16 protein-coding genes and 2 other annotated features are annotated in these 18,026 nt (G+C 31.3%); of the genes, 13 read left to right on the plus strand and 3 right to left on the minus strand.

The genetic code is table 11. The features are described 5' to 3' along the window. Nucleotides 1-105 precede the first annotated feature (105 nt). Nucleotides 106-355: a binding site (T-box leader), on the plus strand. 157 nt (nt 356-512) lie between these two features. After that, nucleotides 513-1,523: an aspartate--ammonia ligase gene (gene asnA, locus K7H06_RS04165; RefSeq protein ID WP_223038698.1), complete on the plus strand. Its 1,011-nt coding sequence runs from the start codon at nt 513-515 to the stop codon at nt 1,521-1,523. A gap of 28 nt (nt 1,524-1,551) precedes the next feature. On the opposite strand, the gene K7H06_RS04170 is transcribed toward asnA, so the two are convergent. Beyond that, nucleotides 1,552-3,165, minus strand: coding sequence for a putative manganese-dependent inorganic diphosphatase (locus K7H06_RS04170; protein ID WP_223038699.1), 1,614 nt, complete (start codon nt 3,163-3,165; stop codon nt 1,552-1,554). A 280-nt stretch (nt 3,166-3,445) separates the two neighbouring features. On the opposite strand from K7H06_RS04170, the gene ltaE reads away from it, so the two are divergent. From ltaE to K7H06_RS04205, 7 genes are all read left to right on the plus strand, one after another. Continuing rightward, nucleotides 3,446-4,480, plus strand: coding sequence for a low-specificity L-threonine aldolase (gene ltaE, locus K7H06_RS04175; protein ID WP_223038700.1), 1,035 nt, complete (start codon nt 3,446-3,448; stop codon nt 4,478-4,480). Between the two features lie 154 nt (nt 4,481-4,634). After that, nucleotides 4,635-5,486 (plus strand): methyl-accepting chemotaxis protein, encoded by an 852-nt coding sequence (locus K7H06_RS21310; RefSeq protein WP_281426032.1) that lies wholly within the window; start codon nt 4,635-4,637, stop codon nt 5,484-5,486. Nucleotides 5,487-5,880: 394 nt separating this feature from the next. Then, nucleotides 5,881-6,558, plus strand: coding sequence for a GntR family transcriptional regulator (locus tag K7H06_RS04185; protein WP_223038701.1), 678 nt, complete (start codon nt 5,881-5,883; stop codon nt 6,556-6,558). Nucleotides 6,559-6,839: 281 nt separating this feature from the next. Next, nucleotides 6,840-8,114 carry a nickel-dependent lactate racemase gene (gene larA / locus K7H06_RS04190; protein WP_223038702.1) on the plus strand — a complete coding sequence of 425 codons (1,275 nt, stop codon included), beginning with the start codon at nt 6,840-6,842 and terminating at the stop codon, nt 8,112-8,114. A 30-nt stretch (nt 8,115-8,144) separates the two neighbouring features. Further along, nucleotides 8,145-8,465 carry a UxaA family hydrolase gene (locus K7H06_RS04195; RefSeq protein ID WP_223038703.1) on the plus strand — a complete coding sequence of 107 codons (321 nt, stop codon included), beginning with the start codon at nt 8,145-8,147 and terminating at the stop codon, nt 8,463-8,465. Further along, nucleotides 8,465-9,625: a UxaA family hydrolase gene (locus tag K7H06_RS04200; protein ID WP_223038704.1), complete on the plus strand. Its 1,161-nt coding sequence runs from the start codon at nt 8,465-8,467 to the stop codon at nt 9,623-9,625. Before K7H06_RS04195 ends, K7H06_RS04200 begins: the two co-directional genes overlap by 1 nt. 157 nt (nt 9,626-9,782) lie before the next feature. Continuing rightward, complete coding sequence (locus tag K7H06_RS04205) at nt 9,783-11,186, plus strand: GntP family permease (protein ID WP_223038705.1); 1,404 nt, start codon at nt 9,783-9,785, stop codon at nt 11,184-11,186. A 109-nt stretch (nt 11,187-11,295) separates the two neighbouring features. Here K7H06_RS04205 and K7H06_RS04210 read toward each other — a convergent pair whose 3' ends face one another. Next, a complete protein-coding gene (locus K7H06_RS04210; RefSeq protein ID WP_223038706.1) occupies nt 11,296-12,714 on the minus strand; it encodes a sodium:solute symporter family protein in 1,419 nt (472 codons plus the stop codon). 80 nt (nt 12,715-12,794) lie between these two features. Next, nucleotides 12,795-13,031: a binding site (T-box leader), on the minus strand. A gap of 237 nt (nt 13,032-13,268) precedes the next feature. Here K7H06_RS04210 and K7H06_RS04215 point away from each other — a divergent pair. From K7H06_RS04215 to K7H06_RS04230, 4 genes are all read left to right on the plus strand, one after another. Then, nucleotides 13,269-14,558: a nickel-dependent lactate racemase family protein gene (locus K7H06_RS04215; protein WP_223038707.1), complete on the plus strand. Its 1,290-nt coding sequence runs from the start codon at nt 13,269-13,271 to the stop codon at nt 14,556-14,558. Nucleotides 14,559-14,704: 146 nt separating this feature from the next. Beyond that, complete coding sequence (locus K7H06_RS04220) at nt 14,705-15,556, plus strand: amino acid ABC transporter substrate-binding protein (RefSeq protein ID WP_223038708.1); 852 nt, start codon at nt 14,705-14,707, stop codon at nt 15,554-15,556. A gap of 16 nt (nt 15,557-15,572) precedes the next feature. Then, nucleotides 15,573-16,214 (plus strand): amino acid ABC transporter permease, encoded by a 642-nt coding sequence (locus K7H06_RS04225; RefSeq protein ID WP_223038709.1) that lies wholly within the window; start codon nt 15,573-15,575, stop codon nt 16,212-16,214. 11 nt (nt 16,215-16,225) lie between these two features. Next, nucleotides 16,226-16,981, plus strand: a complete 756-nt coding sequence (locus tag K7H06_RS04230; protein WP_281426033.1) for an amino acid ABC transporter ATP-binding protein — start codon at nt 16,226-16,228, stop codon at nt 16,979-16,981. A 23-nt stretch (nt 16,982-17,004) separates the two neighbouring features. Here K7H06_RS04230 and K7H06_RS04235 read toward each other — a convergent pair whose 3' ends face one another. Further along, entirely contained in the window at nt 17,005-17,460 is a 456-nt protein-coding gene (locus K7H06_RS04235; protein WP_223039938.1) for a spore coat protein, read from the minus strand. Between the two features lie 321 nt (nt 17,461-17,781). Between K7H06_RS04235 and K7H06_RS04240 the strand changes: the two genes are divergently transcribed. After that, nucleotides 17,782-18,015 carry a hypothetical protein gene (locus tag K7H06_RS04240; RefSeq protein WP_223038710.1) on the plus strand — a complete coding sequence of 78 codons (234 nt, stop codon included), beginning with the start codon at nt 17,782-17,784 and terminating at the stop codon, nt 18,013-18,015. The last annotated feature ends 11 nt before the right edge of the window (nt 18,016-18,026 follow it).

Below are 18,026 nucleotides of genomic sequence, written 5' to 3' on the forward strand. Positions count from 1 at the left end.
ATGGGCATAAATTCTAATTATATAGAATTATTAAAAAAATAATAAAAAAGTGTTGACTTTTTGTAACATTATTCGTATAATAATCTACAATAGTTGAAAAGTTGATCAGTAACGATGATGAGAAGAGTAAATGTAGGATGTAGTTTTAGCGAGTTGGTGGTGGTGAGAGACCAATACGAAACCTATTTTGAAGAACATCTCGGAGTTTCTAACCGAAATCCTTATGGAGAGTAGACTTAGACGGAGCCAAACCGTTATTCATTGGACAGTATCGAATTTTATTCCGTACTGATATAAGTTGAGCAGTTAAGCTAATTTGGGTGGTACCGCGGAAGTCTAACCTTTCGTCCCTTGTATGGGATGAAAGGTTTTTTTGTATATAAAAAAAGACATCAATTAGCATGGCCATGCTTGTTTTGTATAATCACTCAATAGAAGAAAGAAACTAATAACTAATAAATAAAAGAAACTAATAACTAATAAATATAAGAATAAAAATAGGAGGAATAAAAATGGAAAGATTAATGATCCCTAAAGGATATGATCCAAAACTAGGTCTTAGACAAACAGAAGTAGCAATTAAACAGGTAAAAGATTATTTTGAAACAAAATTAGCAGAAAGTTTGAACTTAACGAGAGTATCAGCACCATTATTTGTCATCCCTGAAACAGGAATGAACGATAACTTAAACGGAGTAGAAAGACCTGTAGCTTTTGATGTAAAAGGAATTGGTGGAAAAGTTGTGGAAATTGTACATTCATTAGCAAAGTGGAAGCGTATGGCATTATATAGATATGGTTTTTCAGTTGGAGAAGGGCTATATACAGATATGAATGCTATTCGTAGAGATGAAGATTTAGATAACCTACATTCTATTTATGTAGATCAATGGGATTGGGAGAAAGTTATTGCAAAAGAAGATAGAACAGAAGAAACTTTAAAAAGTATTGTAAGAGATTTATATAAAGTATTCAAAAGTACAGAAAGCTATGTATGTAGTTTATATGATCAATATGAAGCTTTTTTACCAGAGGAAATTAGCTTTATTACTACACAAGAATTAGAAGATAGGTATCCTGAATTTACACCAAAAGAAAGAGAACATGCTATTGCAAAAGAAAAAGGTGCCGTATTTATTATGAAAATTGGGGGTGCATTAAAATCAGGAGAGCCACATGATGGTAGAGCACCAGATTATGATGATTGGGAATTAAATGGAGATATAATTTTTTGGAACCCAGTACTAGAAATTGGTCTTGAATTATCTTCTATGGGAATTCGTGTAGATAAGAAAAGCTTAGAAAAACAATTAAAAATTGCAGACTGTGAAGATCGTAAAGGATTTGAGTTTCATCAATTATTATTAGAAGAAAAATTACCGTTTACTGTAGGTGGAGGAATTGGACAATCAAGAATTTGTATGTTCTTCTTGCAAAAGGCCCATATTGGTGAGGTACAAGCAGCAATATGGCAACCAGATGTAATCGAAGCTTGTAAAAAAGCAAATATTCATTTACTATAAGATAAAAAGCTGCCATTGGCAGCTTTTTTTACTTGATCATACTTAAGGCTTCTGAAATTTTTGGAACTACTTGTTTTTTTCGAGAAAGTATATTTTTAGCAAATACCCCTTGTTTAGAGGATACTCCAAAGGTAGAAGCCATAAAGGTATGATGATTGCACTTAAATAAAAGATAGGAGCCTTCTTTTAGTAAATCTGTAATTAAAAGCAAAGTTAAAAAATAATCCTTGTTATGATGAACTTTATCTATAAAATCAATAAATTCTTCTTTCCTATTTAACACATCTTCAATATCTAAGGTAAAGACTTGTCCAATCCCTGCCTTTTGACCTTCTAAAACAAATTCTTTGAAATCTTTGTAGAATATTTCTTCTATACTTTGTCCTTCAAGGGAAGTTCCTGCTTTAAACATTTCCATTGCAAACTTTTCTATATCTAAATTTAAAATAACATTTAATTCTGCTATAGATTGTTTATCTAAGTTTGTGGTGGTAGGAGATCTAAAAAATAATGTATCTGATAAGATACCTGATAGGAGTATTCCTGCCATATTATAAGGAATGTCTATATTTTGTTCTTTAAATATTTGATGTATGATGGTACAAGTGCTTCCAACAGGCATATTTCTAAAGTTTATTGGACTTGTAGTACAAATATCTCCTAATTTGTGATGATCAATGATTTCTAGTACGTCTGCTTCGTTTAGACCCTCTGCACTTTGACTATATTCGTTATGATCTACTAGGATTACTTTTTTACGGCCAGGTTTTAAAATATGTTTTCGATTGATAAAACCTAAAAAAGTGTTTTGATCATCTACAATAGGATAGTTGATATGATTTGTGTTAATAATTTCTTCTTTGACATCTTCTAAATATTCATACTCATGAAATTTGATAATACCTGATTTTTTCATGATGGAAGATATATAATTACATTGATTAATCAGCTTTGATGTAGTATAGGTATCTATGGGAACTGAGATAATAGATATATCTTTTTCACGAGCTAAATTTAAATAATGGTTAGGAACTTCTTTATTTCCTGTAACAATAATTAGTTTTACGTCTGAATGGATAGCATGCTCAATAATATCATAGCGATCTCCTACGATAATGATTTTTTCTTCATTTAAGCTATCCTTTATGGTTTTATAATAAAAAGCAATGACAGAGATATTTCCCTTTACAATCTTATTTTTTCCTGTTAGGAGTTTCCCATTTAAAGCATCAATGATATTGGAAAGAGATGTATGAAGATGATAAAAATCTCCTTGAATTAATCCCATAGCAATATCTTTCATAGTGATAATCCCTAAGAGTTTATTATTTTCATCGACTACAGGAAGCATTCTTTGGTTGCTATTTCCCATTAATTGATAGGCACTGAGAATAGAAGAGTCAGGAGAAATGGTTGCTATCTTATCATAATTTAAATCTTTTACTTGTGTTTTTACGTTTTCTATAAGAGTTGGAGTGGGTTGATGAAAATAATTTAATACATATTCTGATTCTTTGTTTATATTTCCTAATACACAAGGAATAGTAGACTTACCTAATTGATTTTTTAAATATGAAAAGGTAATGGTTGAAGCTACGGAGTCGGTATCAGGATTTTTATGTCCGAATATAAAAGTGCACATAAGTAACCTCCTTTAAAAAAGTTTGAGAACTTATAAAGTATTATATCAAAGGAATAGGGCTGTGTATTTAAAAAATTTTATTTTTTTCATAATCTATTTAAATGTAAAGAGGAGGATGGAGTTTTAGTAAAAACGTTTTCAAAAATTTACCTAATAAGATATAATATAGATGTGATTGATGTAGTTTTACATAGGATGTATGATGAAGATAAGTGTAGATTATTTCAATATACATCTTTCTCAAATTTAAATTTTACGAGTAAATATGGGGGGACAAAAGATGAAAAGAATTGATTTAAGAAGTGATACGGTAACACAGCCTACTCAAAAAATGAGAGATGCAATGTACAATGCACGTGTAGGAGATGATGTTTATGAAGATGATCCAACAGTTATAGAGTTAGAAGCGTATGCAGCACAAATTGTAGGAAAAGAAGCGGCTCTTTTCGTACCAAGTGGTACTTTTGGAAATCAATTATCTTTATTTACACATTGTAATAGAGGAGAAGAAGTAATTTTAGGAGAAGATTCTCATATTGTTACAGATGAAGTAGGAGCTGCTTCTGTAATTGCAGGAGTACAGTTAAGAACCTTACAAAGTAATAAAGGAGAATTAAATCCAGCGGATGTTAAGTGTAGAATAAGAAGAGAAGAGGAAGATATACATTATCCTTCTACAGGACTTATTTGCATGGAAAATGCTCATTCAAATGGAAGAGTAATATCTATAGAAAATATGAAATCAATTTATGAGATTGCAAAAGAAAAGTGTGTTCCTGTCCATTTAGATGGTGCAAGAGTATTTAATGCAGCAGCTCATTTAAATGTAGATGTGAAAGAAATTACAAAGTATTGTGATTCAGTGAATTTTTGCCTTTCAAAAGGACTTTGTGCGCCAATCGGTTCTATGCTAGCTGGAAGTAAGAAATTTATTGAAAAGGCAAAGAAAAAAAGGAAATTAATGGGTGGAGGATTAAGACAAGCAGGGTTCTTGGCAGCAGCAGGACTTGTAGCTTTAAAAGAAATGAAAGAGAGACTCATTGAAGATCATGAAAATGCACAATTACTTGGAAAAGAGCTATCAAAAATACAAGGGATAAAAGTAGCATTAGATTATATACATATTAATATGGTATTCTTTGATATGAGTGATACGGGATATGATGCAGATCAGTTTGTAGAAGAAATGAAAGAGAAAGGAATTATCATCAATCCACCAGAAAACGGAAGTTTAAGATTTGTTACAAATTATTGGGTAAGTAAAGAGGATGTTGATTATGTTTTAGCATCCATGAAGGAGATACTATCTAAATAAAAATAAAGGAGATAGCTGAGCTATCTCCTTTTTAATAAAATTATTGGATAAAATATCATTGTAATAAGTATCAGTTAATAATTGACATAAATTTAAAATATAGGATATAATAAATTGTAAATTATAATTTATACATTTCAGGAGGGCGAGGGTTATGACATGGAAACATCAAGTACCTCAATATTTGTGTGAAAAAATTGTTCGAATATTACATAAGGTAACCAATAATGATATTCAGTTTATTGGAGAACATGGAGAAATAATAGCAACTACTCAATCAGATAGATTAGGGACTATACATGGAGTTGTTAAAAAAGTGATGTTAGGAGAAACGGATTGCTCTTATGTAACAGAAGAAATGGCTAAAAATATGAAAGGGGTTCTTCCTGGTTACGCAGGTCCTATTGAAATGAATGGTAAAAGGATTGGTTGTATAGGAATCACAGGAGATCCAGCTATGGTTAAAAAGCTACAAGAAATGGCTGCAATTATAGTAGTTGAAGAAATTAAAAAAAATGAAGTTGTTATGAAAAAACAGCAAATTATTGATAAAGTAGCTAGGAAGATTCAAGAAATATCAGCTGCTATCCAAGAAATATCAGCTGGAGCTGAAGAGATTGCTAGTACTAGCCAATATCTAGAAAAAACAGGGAAGAAACTAGAAATTTATATTAATGATATTAATAATATTTTAAAATTTATAAAGAATATTGCAGATCAGACCAATCTATTAGGATTAAATGCTGCTATTGAAGCAGCTCGCAGTGGAAAACATGGTCGTGGATTTGCTGTGGTAGCAGAAGAGGTTCGAAAGCTTTCTATCCATTCAACTAATTCTTTAAAAGAAGTTAATCAAGTAATAGAAGAAATTAAACATGCTATTTTAGATACTACACAAGGCGTGCATCAAAATTCTTGTACTACTAATGAACAAGCACTAGGATTGCAACAAATATCTGAAAATATTTCAGAAATTCAAAATCAGGTTATGAATTTGGTCGAATAAAAAAGCATGTCTTTAAGCTAAGGCATGTTTTTTCATTAGGAGATATAATGAATATACATTTATATTTTTTAGAAATATAGATGTAGGAATGTTATTGTGAGAATGATTATAAGCTTTTAGGAAGTATCAAAAAATATTGACAGTTATATCTAAATAGCATAAACTTGATATGTGTAAAAGAGAGTTGTATGAGGTAAATAAAAGGATATATTAATAGTGAGTTTATTATAAATATGATAAAATAAAATGTAGTATTTTTAAATATGGAATAAAGAGGAATTTGGATAAATTATTTTAATCTGATAAGATATAAATGAATATTTAAGGATACTAAATAATAAATGTAAAAATAATAGAGTAAAAAGAAATATATATACAATAGGGGAGAAGTAGAATGAAGTTAAAACATGGTAGTACTAGTCAAATTACTACGATTAAAGATCAAGTTTATAATATAATCAAAGAAAATATTTTGAATGGAAATTTTAAGCCAGGAGAGAAATTACAGGAGAAGAAAATTGCTGAACAGTTAAATGTCAGTCGTTCTCCTGTAAGAGAAGCTATAAAAGAATTAATTGGAGAAGGACTCTTAGAGAGCATTCCTAATAAAAGTATTTCTGTTAAGAAATTAAGTAAAAAAGATATTATAGATGTATTTGAATTTAGAACTGTAATTGAAAAGTATGCAATAAACAAGACCATTTTAAATCTTACAGAAGAAAAAATAAAAATATTGGATGAGCTTCTTGAAGAATTAGAAGAAAGTTATCATTCAAAAGATTTAACTGAATATTGTCGAATAGATGTAAAAATACATGATGTAATTATTTATATGAGTGAAAATATGGTAGTTTATAATGCAATCAAAAATATTTTTTCACTAATACAACCCTTTAGGGTGATTTCATTACATAGTAAAAAAAGATTTGAGAATTCTTTTATAGAACATAAAGAAATCATAAAAGCGATAAAAGAAAAAGATTTTGAAAGGGCTTGGAGTGTGAATTCAACACATTTAAATCTAGCAAAGGAACAAATCATAGAACATCTTATAAAAGAAGAATCTAAATAAAAGAATAAAGTTAAAGATAAAAAAGCTGTACTCTTGTAAAATTCAGAGTACAGCTTTTTTTTATTTTTTTATAAGAATGCCACTGTTGTAAGAGGAAGTACGAATTAATTGAAGTAGATAAAATCACCCATGGTCAGTTTTTCTAAATGAGTTTATATATGTATATAATATAAAAAAATTCTAACTAAGTATTGACATATATATAAAGAAGGAATAAAATGAAAACATAAATTATAAAGTATAAATTATAATGTATACATTATAAAAAAGGAGGTGACATTTTGAGAACTATAAAATTACCATATTATAAAGAACATATTGATTTAAATATTGATGAAAAAAATTTAAAAGCAGTATTAATGTCAAATGCAGAAAGCTATAAAGTGAAACAAAGTCAAGAAGCTATTGTCAATGAAGCATTAGAAAATCCTATTCATTGCAAAAAATTAAGAGAACTTGCAAAAGGAAAAGAAAAAGTTGTTATTATTACAAGTGATCATACAAGACCTGTTCCAAGTCATATCACCTTACCAATTCTTTTAAAGGAAATTAGAAAGGGAAATCCCAATACAGATATTACTATATTGATTGCAACAGGACTTCATAGAGCTACTACAACCGATGAAATGTTCAAAAAGTATGGAGAAGAAGTAGTCAATAATGAAAAGATGGTTATTCATGATGCTTTTATATCAGAAGATATGGTGAAATTAGGAACATTACCCTCAGGAAGTAATTGTAGCATCAATCGTCTTGCAGCAGAGGCAGATTTGCTAGTTTGTGAAGGATTTATTGAACCACATTTTTTTGCAGGATTTTCAGGGGGACGTAAGAGTATTTTGCCAGGAGTTTCTTCTAAAGAGACAGTCAATGCCAACCATTCAGCAAGAGCAATAGCACATCCACTTGCTAAAACAGGTGTTTTGAAAGGAAATCCTATTCATGAAGATATGATTTATGCTGCAAGAAAAGTAGGTGTAGATTTTATATTAAATGTCATTTTAGATGCTGATAAAAATATTATTGAAGCTGTAGCAGGAGATGTAAATGATGCTCATTTAAAGGGCTGTGAGTTTATAACTAAGTTATCAGGAGTAGATAAAGAAATTGCAGATATTGTTATTACTACAAATGGAGGATATCCCCTAGATCAAAATTTATATCAATGTCCAAAAGCTATTTCTGCTGCAGTGGCGTGTGCAAAAGAAAATGGTGTGATTATAATGGTTGCTTCTTGTGTAGATGGATTAGGGGGCGAGAACTTTGGCAAGTTAATGTTAAAGGGATCTCCAAAAGAATTGATGGAATATGTTACGAGTATACCAGATGAGGAAACGATTTCAGAGCAATGGTGTGTTCAAAAGTTTGCTGATATTTTATTAAAATATAAATTGATTTTAGTGACAGAATATCTTGATTATGATTTGATTAAAAGAATGAATATTATTCCAGCATCTACTATTGATGAAGCAATGAAAAAAGCATATGAGATTCAAGGTAAGGATGCTTCAGTAACTGTAATACCAGATGGTGTATCTGTTATTGTAAAAGAATAGGTAAATGAAATATCAAAGGGAGGGATATATATGAATGAAGAAAGAATTAAGGGATTAAAAAATAATGAAATAGACAATGTGGCGACAATATTTGGACAAGTAGTGGTAAGTAGTGAAGTAGATGTAATGGATTCTAAGGGAAATACAATTGTTGTAAAAGTATTAGACGAAGTGCCTTATGGACATAAAATTGCTTTAAAAGAGATAAAAATAGGGGAACAAATCACAAAATATGGAGAAGAAATTGGTGTTGCAACAAAAGAAATTAAAGTAGGAGAACATGTCCATATACATAATATAGATAGCATTAGAGGAAGAGGAGATTGGGCAAAAGAAGGAGGGAAGAACTAATGAAATTTTGTGGTTATATAAGAAAAGATGGATCAGTAGGAACAAGAAATTATGTTGCAGTTATACCAGCTGTAGTCTGTGCTAATGAAGTTGTTGAAAACATAGTATATTCAACAAAAATGACAGAAGGAATATTACATCATCAAGGATGTTGCCAAACGCCACCTGACTTAAAAAGAGTTACTGATTCTTTAATTAAAATAGGAGAAAATCCTAATGTAGGAGCAGCACTTATTGTAAGTCTTGGGTGTGAAGGGGTCGATACGGATCGTTTAGAAAAAGAAATAAGAGCCACTGGAAAACCTGTTGAACGTGTAAATATTCAAGAAATTGGTGGAACAAGTAAAGCTATACAAAAGGGAATTGATTTAGCTCAAAAGTTAGCCTTAGAGATTTCAGGACAACAAAGAGAAGAAGTGGATCTTTCTAAATTGACAATGGGTATTAAATGTGGTGCTTCTGATACAACTTCTGGTATTGCTTCTAATCCTGTCATTGGATATGTGGCAGACAAAATTGTTGAAGCTGGTGGAACGGTTATATTTGGTGAAACTACAGAATTTATTGGAGCAGAACATATTTTACAAAGAAGAGCAAAAACGCCTGAAGTTGCAGCAGATATAAAAAGAATTGTAGATGATATTGAAAATAGAGCAAAGGCTATTGGTGTTGACATGAGAAAAGGACAGCCTACACCAGGAAATATAGAAGGTGGATTAAGTACAATTGAAGAAAAATCTTTAGGTGCTATTGTAAAATCAGGAACAAAAACAATTGAAGGGGTTTTAGAATATACAGAAAAGCCTTGCGGAAAAGGATTATGGATTAAAAATACACCAGGAAGAGAAATAGAAGTATTAACTGCTATGGCCATAGGTGGAGCACAAGTAATGTTATTTTCAACTGGACGAGGAGCGCCACAAGGTTTCCCAGTTGTTCCTATTATCAAAATCTGTGGAAATCCTATAACCTATGATAGAATGTGTAATGATATGGATATTAATGCAGGAAAAATTGTAGTAGGTGAAAAATCTATCGAAGAAGTAGGAGAAGAAACATTAGCGAAACTACTGAGAGTTGCTTCAGGGGAAGTTGCAAAAGGGGAAGCGATTAAATATACTAAATCAATGGATATATATACACTTGGTCCTGTTATATAGTTGATAATAGAAAAATTTATCAATTATTTTGAACCAGTAAATAGTAAAAAACCAATCATTTAATATTTGTTATAAACATTTTTTAAATATGGAGTGAATTCAGAAATGAACTGTTAAAAATCTGAATTCACTCAAAATAAAAAGAGGGGGTTTTTTTATGGGTTCGATTATTGGATTAGTAGTTGGGATATTGGTGTTATTATTTTTAATCATTAAAACAAAGATTCATGCATTTCCGGCGTTAGTAATTGTTTCAATTTTAGTAGGACTTCTTTCTGGGTTACCAACAGGAGATACATTGAAAGCCGTTGCAGGAGGATTTGGAGGGACTTTAGGACATATAGGAATTATCATTGGTTTTGGATGTATTATGGGTAAATTTCTTGAAGTAAGTGGAGCAGCAAAAAGAATGGCATCAAGTGTTTTAAATATTGTTGGAGTAAAACGAGCAGATGTAGTATTGGGATTAACTGGATTACTTGTTTCTATACCTGTTTTCTGTGATTCAGGATTTGTTATTTTATCGGAACTTGCGAAAGCGTTTTCACGAGAAACGAAAAAATCAATGGTTGGGTTAGGTGGAATACTTGGAATGGGATTATATATTACTCACTTTTTAATTCCACCCACACCAGGACCTCTTGCAGTTGCAGGTTTTTTTGGAGTAGATTTGGGTATGATGATTTTAGGAGGAATTCTATTATCTATTCCCTTGTTTATTGTTTCAATTTTTTACTTTAGATATGTGGGACAAAAATATCCTGATCTTATACCAGATATAGATGCTGATTTAGCGAAGGCAAGTGAAAATAAAAAGAAATTAGTAACTAATGTTATGGAAAAACATGAAAAAGGTGAAGACTTGGAAAATAGCGACTTCTTTGATTCGTCAGATGATATACAACTTCCAGGAGTTGCAATTTCATTTGCGCCAATTGTGATACCAGTTGTTTTAATTCTTTTAAATACAGTATCAAAAGCAATAGGGTTGGAAGGAAATGCTATGAATGTGATAGGGCTTATAGGAAATCCAATTATAGCTGTTTTTATTGGTTTATTGATCAGTGTATATGGTTTAACTGGAAATCTTTCTAAAAAAGATTCAATAAAGCTTATGGAAAGTGCAATGGCTAGTTCGGGTTTGATTATTTTAGTAACAGGAGCTGGTGGAGCATTAGGAAATGTAATTAGAGTAACAGATATAGGGAATACAATTGCAGCATCTATCGTTAATTTAAATATTCCAGTAATTCTTGTACCTATATTATTAGGAGCATTAATAAGAATTCCTCAAGGATCAGGTACTGTTGCAATGATTACAGGAGGCTCTATTTTAGCACCAATGTTACCAACTCTTGGATTAAATCCTTTGATTGCAGCTTTAGGACTTTGCACAACGTCTATGTTTATTTCTTATCCTAATGATAGTTATTTTTGGGTAGTAACTCGTTTCTCAGGAATGGAAGTTGAGACAAGTTTGAAAACATGGAGTATTGGAACAGCAATTATACCAATTTGTGGTTCAATTATATTAATTATTACAAATGCTATTTTATTTTAATAAAAAAGCATACATATTATGTCAGTAGATGTACATATTTAGATATTTTTTTTAAAATGAGATAGATTATGAAAAAATAAAGGAGATAGCTGAGCTATCTCCTTTATTTTTATTCAACCATAGCTTCTACTTCTAAGAAAGCGTCAATCGGATGGGGATCAAATATTGGGATTAAACAAAAAGTTACAGTACAAACAATCCATTCAAGATAGATGACATGAGGAAATATTCTTATAGCAGGAATCAATTGCCATGCAATAAGTACGATGATTCCAGCAAGGGTGGTAATGAAGGCTGATTTTTTCCTGCAAATACTTGGCGCAAATATGGTAAATAAAAATACTACTGTAAAAGCTGTTGATAAACTTAATGCAACCATTAATGTTTTTAAGATGCCTACAATTGTTAAAGCTAATACAAATGTAAATATACCTAATACAGCTACAGATATTTTTGTAAGAATCGTAAAACGCTTTTCATCTATATCTGGATTTATAAACCTTTTATAAATATCTTGTGAAAAAAGTGTTGCTGATCCTAAAAGTAGGTTACATGCAGTAGAAACATCTGCTGCCCATAAAGCTGCAAGTGTTAGACCTGCAACAGCAGGGTGTAGGGACATAATGATTTTTGGTAAAGCTAAAGTAGCACTAATATCTGGAAAAGCAACTTTAGCTGCAATGCCCATCAATGCAGCTAAAAAACCAATAGGAAGCATCAATAGTCCACCAATGATAAAACCATTACGAGCAGTTTTAGTATTCTTTGCACTACAAGATATTTGTACTGTATATTGCATAGATAGTGCTTGTGTTGTCATGACTACAATCCAACTAACAATTGCGAAGGTTCCTAATCCATTAACAGGATGTAAATAGGCAATTTCAGAAGGGAGTTTTAAAGAAATCTGGTGTAATCCTCCTTGTGAAAAAATGGTTGTAATGGTTGCAATGATAATGCCTATATAGATTAAAGCTACATTCAAAAGATTAGAAAGACCTGCTGACCACATACCTCCGATGAAGGTAATACCTATGAAAACAACAGCACTTGTAAGCATACCCGTTTTAAAGGTGAATATTTCTGGTAACATGGAAGCAAGGATTGCTCCCCCTGCAACATATTGTAGGGAAGTTGCAGCAATTTGAATAATGATCTGACCTATTACACAGATGATACGCCCTTTTGTATCATAAAATCTTTCAAATAATTCAGGTACTGTTGACACATTCATGCCTCTGTATTTTTCTGCACAAACTAAACCCATAATAACAGCACCTATTGCCCAAGCTACGTTATACCATCCAGCAGAAAGACCTACATTATAAGCTTGTTCAGCAACTCCAATAGTAGAAGCACCACCGATGGCAAGTCCTGTAATAGTAACAGCAATTAAAGGGGTAGTTAGTTTACGTCCTGCCAATATAAAATTTTCAGAACCATTTGAAGCTAGTTTCCTAGCATAAGCGCTAATACCAAATAATATAAAAATATAAGTGATTACAATAATAAAAGGAATATTCATCATTATACCTCCGTTTTTAAATTTTGATGTTTTGTTAAATTATTCTTATCTCCGGATATAAAAATAAAAAAACACATTCATCCAAAAAGGACGAATGTGTTATTCGCGGTACCACCTTTATTGATCTATTTATATAAAAATACAAAATAGATCCACTTAATCTTTCCTGTAACGTAGGAGAACGGCACAGCCTACTGAGTTTAAAACTATGTTCAGCCTGCAGCTTGGGAATGAGTTCATTATGTACGTCAACTAGTTTGCACCAACCACTAGCTCTCTATATGATTTCTATAATTACTAGTTTCCCGCATCGCTTTTGCGTTTGAAATGATTTACGCATCATTATACAGATACAGTGAAAGGATAACAAATGTCAGGAAAACGTTAATATTCTCAAAGTAATTAAATTATATGCAAATAATGAGCAAATTCTTCATATATCACAAAATTTCTCATCATTTATAATATTAAAACAATTATACGAAATACAGTTGACAGATAGTACCATAGGTCATACAATGTATACTAAAATTAAATGAAGTAGTGGAGGTTTGTATATGTATACAATGAAGATGAAGTATGGTAGAGGAAAGATTGATATTCAAATACCTAAAAAAAATTTGATAAAGGTTATAGAAAGTAATAGCAAAGATGTAAATAATGCAGAAGAAGAAGTAATAATAGATGCATTAAATAATCCTATTGCAAGTGCACCTCTTTATCAGTTGGTTCATCCAGGGGAGACGGTATGTATCGTAATTTCTGATGTAACAAGATTGTGGCAGAAAATGAGTACATACCTTCCCTATATTGTAAAAGAGTTAAATGAAGGTGGTATAAAGGACGAAGATATATTATTTATTAGTGCAACAGGTTCTCATAGAAAACAAACAAAGGAAGAACATAAGCTGTTATTAGGAGAGGAACTTGCCAATCGATTTGAAGTGTTAGATCATGATTGTCTAGAGGAAGAAAATATTTCTTACCTAGGAACTACAAGATTTGGTACACCTGTTAAGGTGAATAAAAAAGCATTAGAGAGGGATCATATTATTTTAACAGGATCTATTGTTTTTCATCTTTTAGCAGGATGGGGTGGAGGAAAAAAATCTGTTTTGCCAGGAATTTGTGCCTATGAAAGCATTATGAAAAATCATGCCTTATCATTGAGTCCAAATTTTGGAGAGGGGAGTAATCCTTTAGTTCGGAGTGGATATACTGAAAAAAATCCACTGCATTTGGATATGTTAGAAGCTGCAAGCTTTGTTCGACCAACATTTATGTTCAATGTAATCATGGATACAAAAGGGAAAATTGCCCATGCTGTAGCAGGAAATTATATAAAAGCTCATGAAGCAGGATGTAAGATTGTTGATGAAATGGATGGGGTTGAGATTGAAGAAAAAGCAGATGTAGTTATTGCAACGGCAGGAGGGTATCCAAAGGATATCAACTTATACCAAACTTGTAAGACTGTCATCAATGCAAAAGAGGCTGTAAAAAAAGGCGGAAGTATGATTATTTTAAGTGAGTGCTCTGAAGGATTTGGGAATGACCATGTACAAGAGATGATTCAAAATTATGATACCTTAGAAGAAAGAGAGACGGCACTGAGAAAAGATTATTCTATTGCAAAATATATTGGATATTTTATCAGTGAGGTTGCAAAGGATTTTCAATTTATTTTGGTAGGCAATATGGATGAAAAATTAGTAGAAAAAGCAAATATGAGGATTGTAAAAACCATTGATGAAGCATTAGAACTGGTTTATCATAAAAATGGAAAAGACGTTAAAACGTACTTAATGCCTTATGGAGCTAATACGTTGCCTAAATTAAAGGAATAAGAAATGATTGCATATAGGATAGAGATTTTATATAAGATTTCTATCCTATATTTTTAAAAAATTTTAAATTTATCACTTTACAAATTTAGCGTACTAAAGTATAATAACAACTGTAGAAAAAAACTAACAACTAGGGGGAGAAACAAATGAAAAAGAAAATCATGTTTTTATTCATAGCAGTGATGATGATGAGTATGGTATTATCAGGATGTGGTGCGAAAGAGACATCAAAAGCAGATAGTGAATCTGCACAAGAAACAAAGGTAAGTGAAGAAAAAGATGGGTCTTTAGAAGAAATAAAGGAAAAAGGAGAATTGGTTTTAGGTCTTGATGATAGCTTCCCACCAATGGGATTTAGAGATGAAAAAGGAGAAATTGTAGGATTTGATATTGATTTAGCAAAAGAAGTTGCAAAAAGAATGGGTGTAGAGCTTAAAACACAGCCAATAGACTGGGATGGAAAGGTTCTTAGTTTAAATAATAAAGATATTGATGTGATTTGGAATGGACTAACGGTTACGGAAGAAAGAAAGAAACAAATTGGATTTTCACAGTATTATATTGAAAATAGACAGGTAATTGTTGTACAAGCTGATTCAGACATAGAAACAAAAAAAGACTTAACAGAAAAAATTGTGGCTGTTCAATTAGGTAGTAGTGGTGAAGATGCATTAAATGCAGATGTAGATACAGTAAATAGTACAAAAGAAGTTGTAAAGTTTTCAAATTTTCCAGAAGCATTATTAGATTTACAAGCAGGGCGTGTAGATGCCGTTGTAATTGATGAAATAGTGGGCAGATACTATATGTCCAAAAGACCTGGTACATACAAGGTAGCAAAAGAGGATTTTGGAAAAGAAGGATATGCTATAGGATTTAGAAAAGGTGATACAGCTTTCATGAATGAAGTAGATCAAATATTAGATGAAATGAAAAAAGATGGTGCAGCAGCAGAGATTTCTAAAAAGTGGTTTGGAGAAGATATTGTAGCTAAATAAAAAGGAGATGTTCTAAGTGGATTATATTACAAATATAACAGGATTTATACTAAAGGGAAGTATTATTACACTACAATTATATGCAGTAACAATTCTTTTTTCGATCCCAATAGGGGTGATATGTGCACTTGGAAAAATCTCTAGATTTAAGTGGCTAAATAAGTTCCTTGAAATATATACTTGGGTATTTCGGGGAACCCCACTGCTCCTTCAACTTTTCTTTACTTATTATGGACTTCCTGTCTTTGGAATAAAATTTGGACGATTCCAAGCAGCCGCAATTACATTTATCTTTAATTACGGAGCATATTTTACAGAAATATTCAGGGGAGGAATAGAATCTATCGATAAAGGACAATATGAAGCAGCAAAAGCATTAGGGATGAATTATCGCCAAACTATGTCAAGAATCATACTTCCTCAAGCTGTAAAAAGAGTATTGCCTCCAACTAGCAATGAAGCCATTACACTTATAAAAGATACAGCACTTGTTGCAGCTATTGGTATGGGAGATATTCTTAGAGCTGCTAAGGAAGTGTTGACAAGGGATTTTCAGATTACATCCTTCATCATTGCAGGAATTATTTATTTGTTATTAACATCTGTCGTAGTAATGGTGTTTAAGAAATTAGAACAGAGATATTCTATATATGAGTAGGGGTTTTGACCATGGACATGATAAGGGTAGAGAATATTTATAAAAAATTTGGTACTTTAGAGGTTTTAAAAGATGTATCTTTAACGATAAAAAAAGGAGAGGTACTTTCTATCATTGGGCCTTCAGGGTCAGGAAAAAGTACACTCCTTAGATGTTTGAATTATTTGGAAAAGATTAATGGTGGAAGAATTGAGATAGAAGGAAATCCTATTGCTGTCTATGAGAATGAAAAAAAGATGCATATCTCAGAAGGGGATATACGAAAAAGATGCAAAAGAATTGGTATGGTTTTTCAAAATTTTAATTTATTCCCACATAAAACAGTTCTAGAAAATATTATTGAAGCTCCAATGATTGTGGATGGAGTAGAAAGAGAAAAAGCAGTGAAAACTGCTGAAAATCTTCTTGAAAAGGTAGGATTATCTGATAAAAGAGATGTTTATCCAGGAAAGCTTTCTGGAGGGCAAAAACAGAGAGTAGCTATTGCAAGAGCCCTTGCAATGAGCCCTGAGATTATGCTTTTTGATGAACCTACATCAGCCCTTGATCCAGAATTAGTTGGGGAAGTCCTTAAGGTGATGAAGGATTTGGCAAAAGAAAAAATGACCATGCTTGTGGTAACCCATGAAATGGCTTTTGCAAAAGAAGTGTCAAATCAAGTTATTTTTATGGATGATGGAAAAATTATTGAAAAGGCAAATCCAGAAAAATTATTTACAAATCCAGATCATCCTAGAATAAAAACATTTTTAGATAAAATGCTTTAAAAAGAACCCATTAAGGGTTCTTTTTATTGTGGGGTATACATGTTTGTATTTCTCATATAATTGAAGATACCTTCTCCGTGTTCTTGTTCTTCTTTTTGAATATGATTAAGTATTTGTCGAATGTTAGTATCACAACATTCAAAAATAGTTGTGTTATAAGTATTAGATACATATTTTTCTGTGATCAATGCATCTGTGCATAATTTTTTATCATTTTCATTATATTGCCCTTGAAGAGATAAATTATTTTGATTAGACTGCTGTTGACCTTGCTGAGGAAGGGCTGGGATTTGTCCGCTTAGGATTTGATTAAGGGTGTTTAAATGTTCTTGTTCTTTTGAAGCATAGGTGCTGAACAATTGTTTTAATTGAGGATCTTGTGCACGAGTTGCAAAGTCTTGATATTTTTGGACACAAGCTTCTTCATGGCTTTTTTCATCTTCCAAAAGTATTCTTTCTTTTGTAGTTAAAAACATAATTACTACACCTCCTAAATTTATTCTTTGCAATAATACATAAACTATTCTATAAGTATATCTGTATATAGATTTCTCATTTATATATTCAATTTAGGATGATCCTTCTCATCTTTGTGAAGGCACTATTTCTTTTTGAAAAATACAAGGGTGAAATAGCATCTTCAAGGCGTTTGAAGAATTCATCATAAATGAATGTTTTGTTTGAGAAATCTATAAAGATAATTTTTAAAAGAAAAAATGAATAAAAAAGTTTACAAAAAAGAAGGGTTTTTACAATATTTGTCTAAAATATAAATAAATAGAATAGCTTGAGGTGATGATATGAAAAAGATTCAGGCGTTTGATTCTGTAATAGATGATGATTTTTATGATTTAATGGATACGGTGAAGACGTTTGTAGGATTGCTAGAGGAATTATTGGAAAAAGGAATCATTACAAAAGGACAGTTTGATGAAATGACAGCGTATAAAAGAAAGTTTATAAATTATGTGGATAATGAAATATATTTTGAAAAAGAGTCAATAAAAAATGGTTTAGAAGAAAAGAATTTATAGGTATTGAAAAA

This window comes from Crassaminicella profunda (assembly GCF_019884785.1).
Taxonomy (GTDB): Bacteria; Bacillota; Clostridia; order Peptostreptococcales; family Thermotaleaceae; genus Crassaminicella; species Crassaminicella profunda.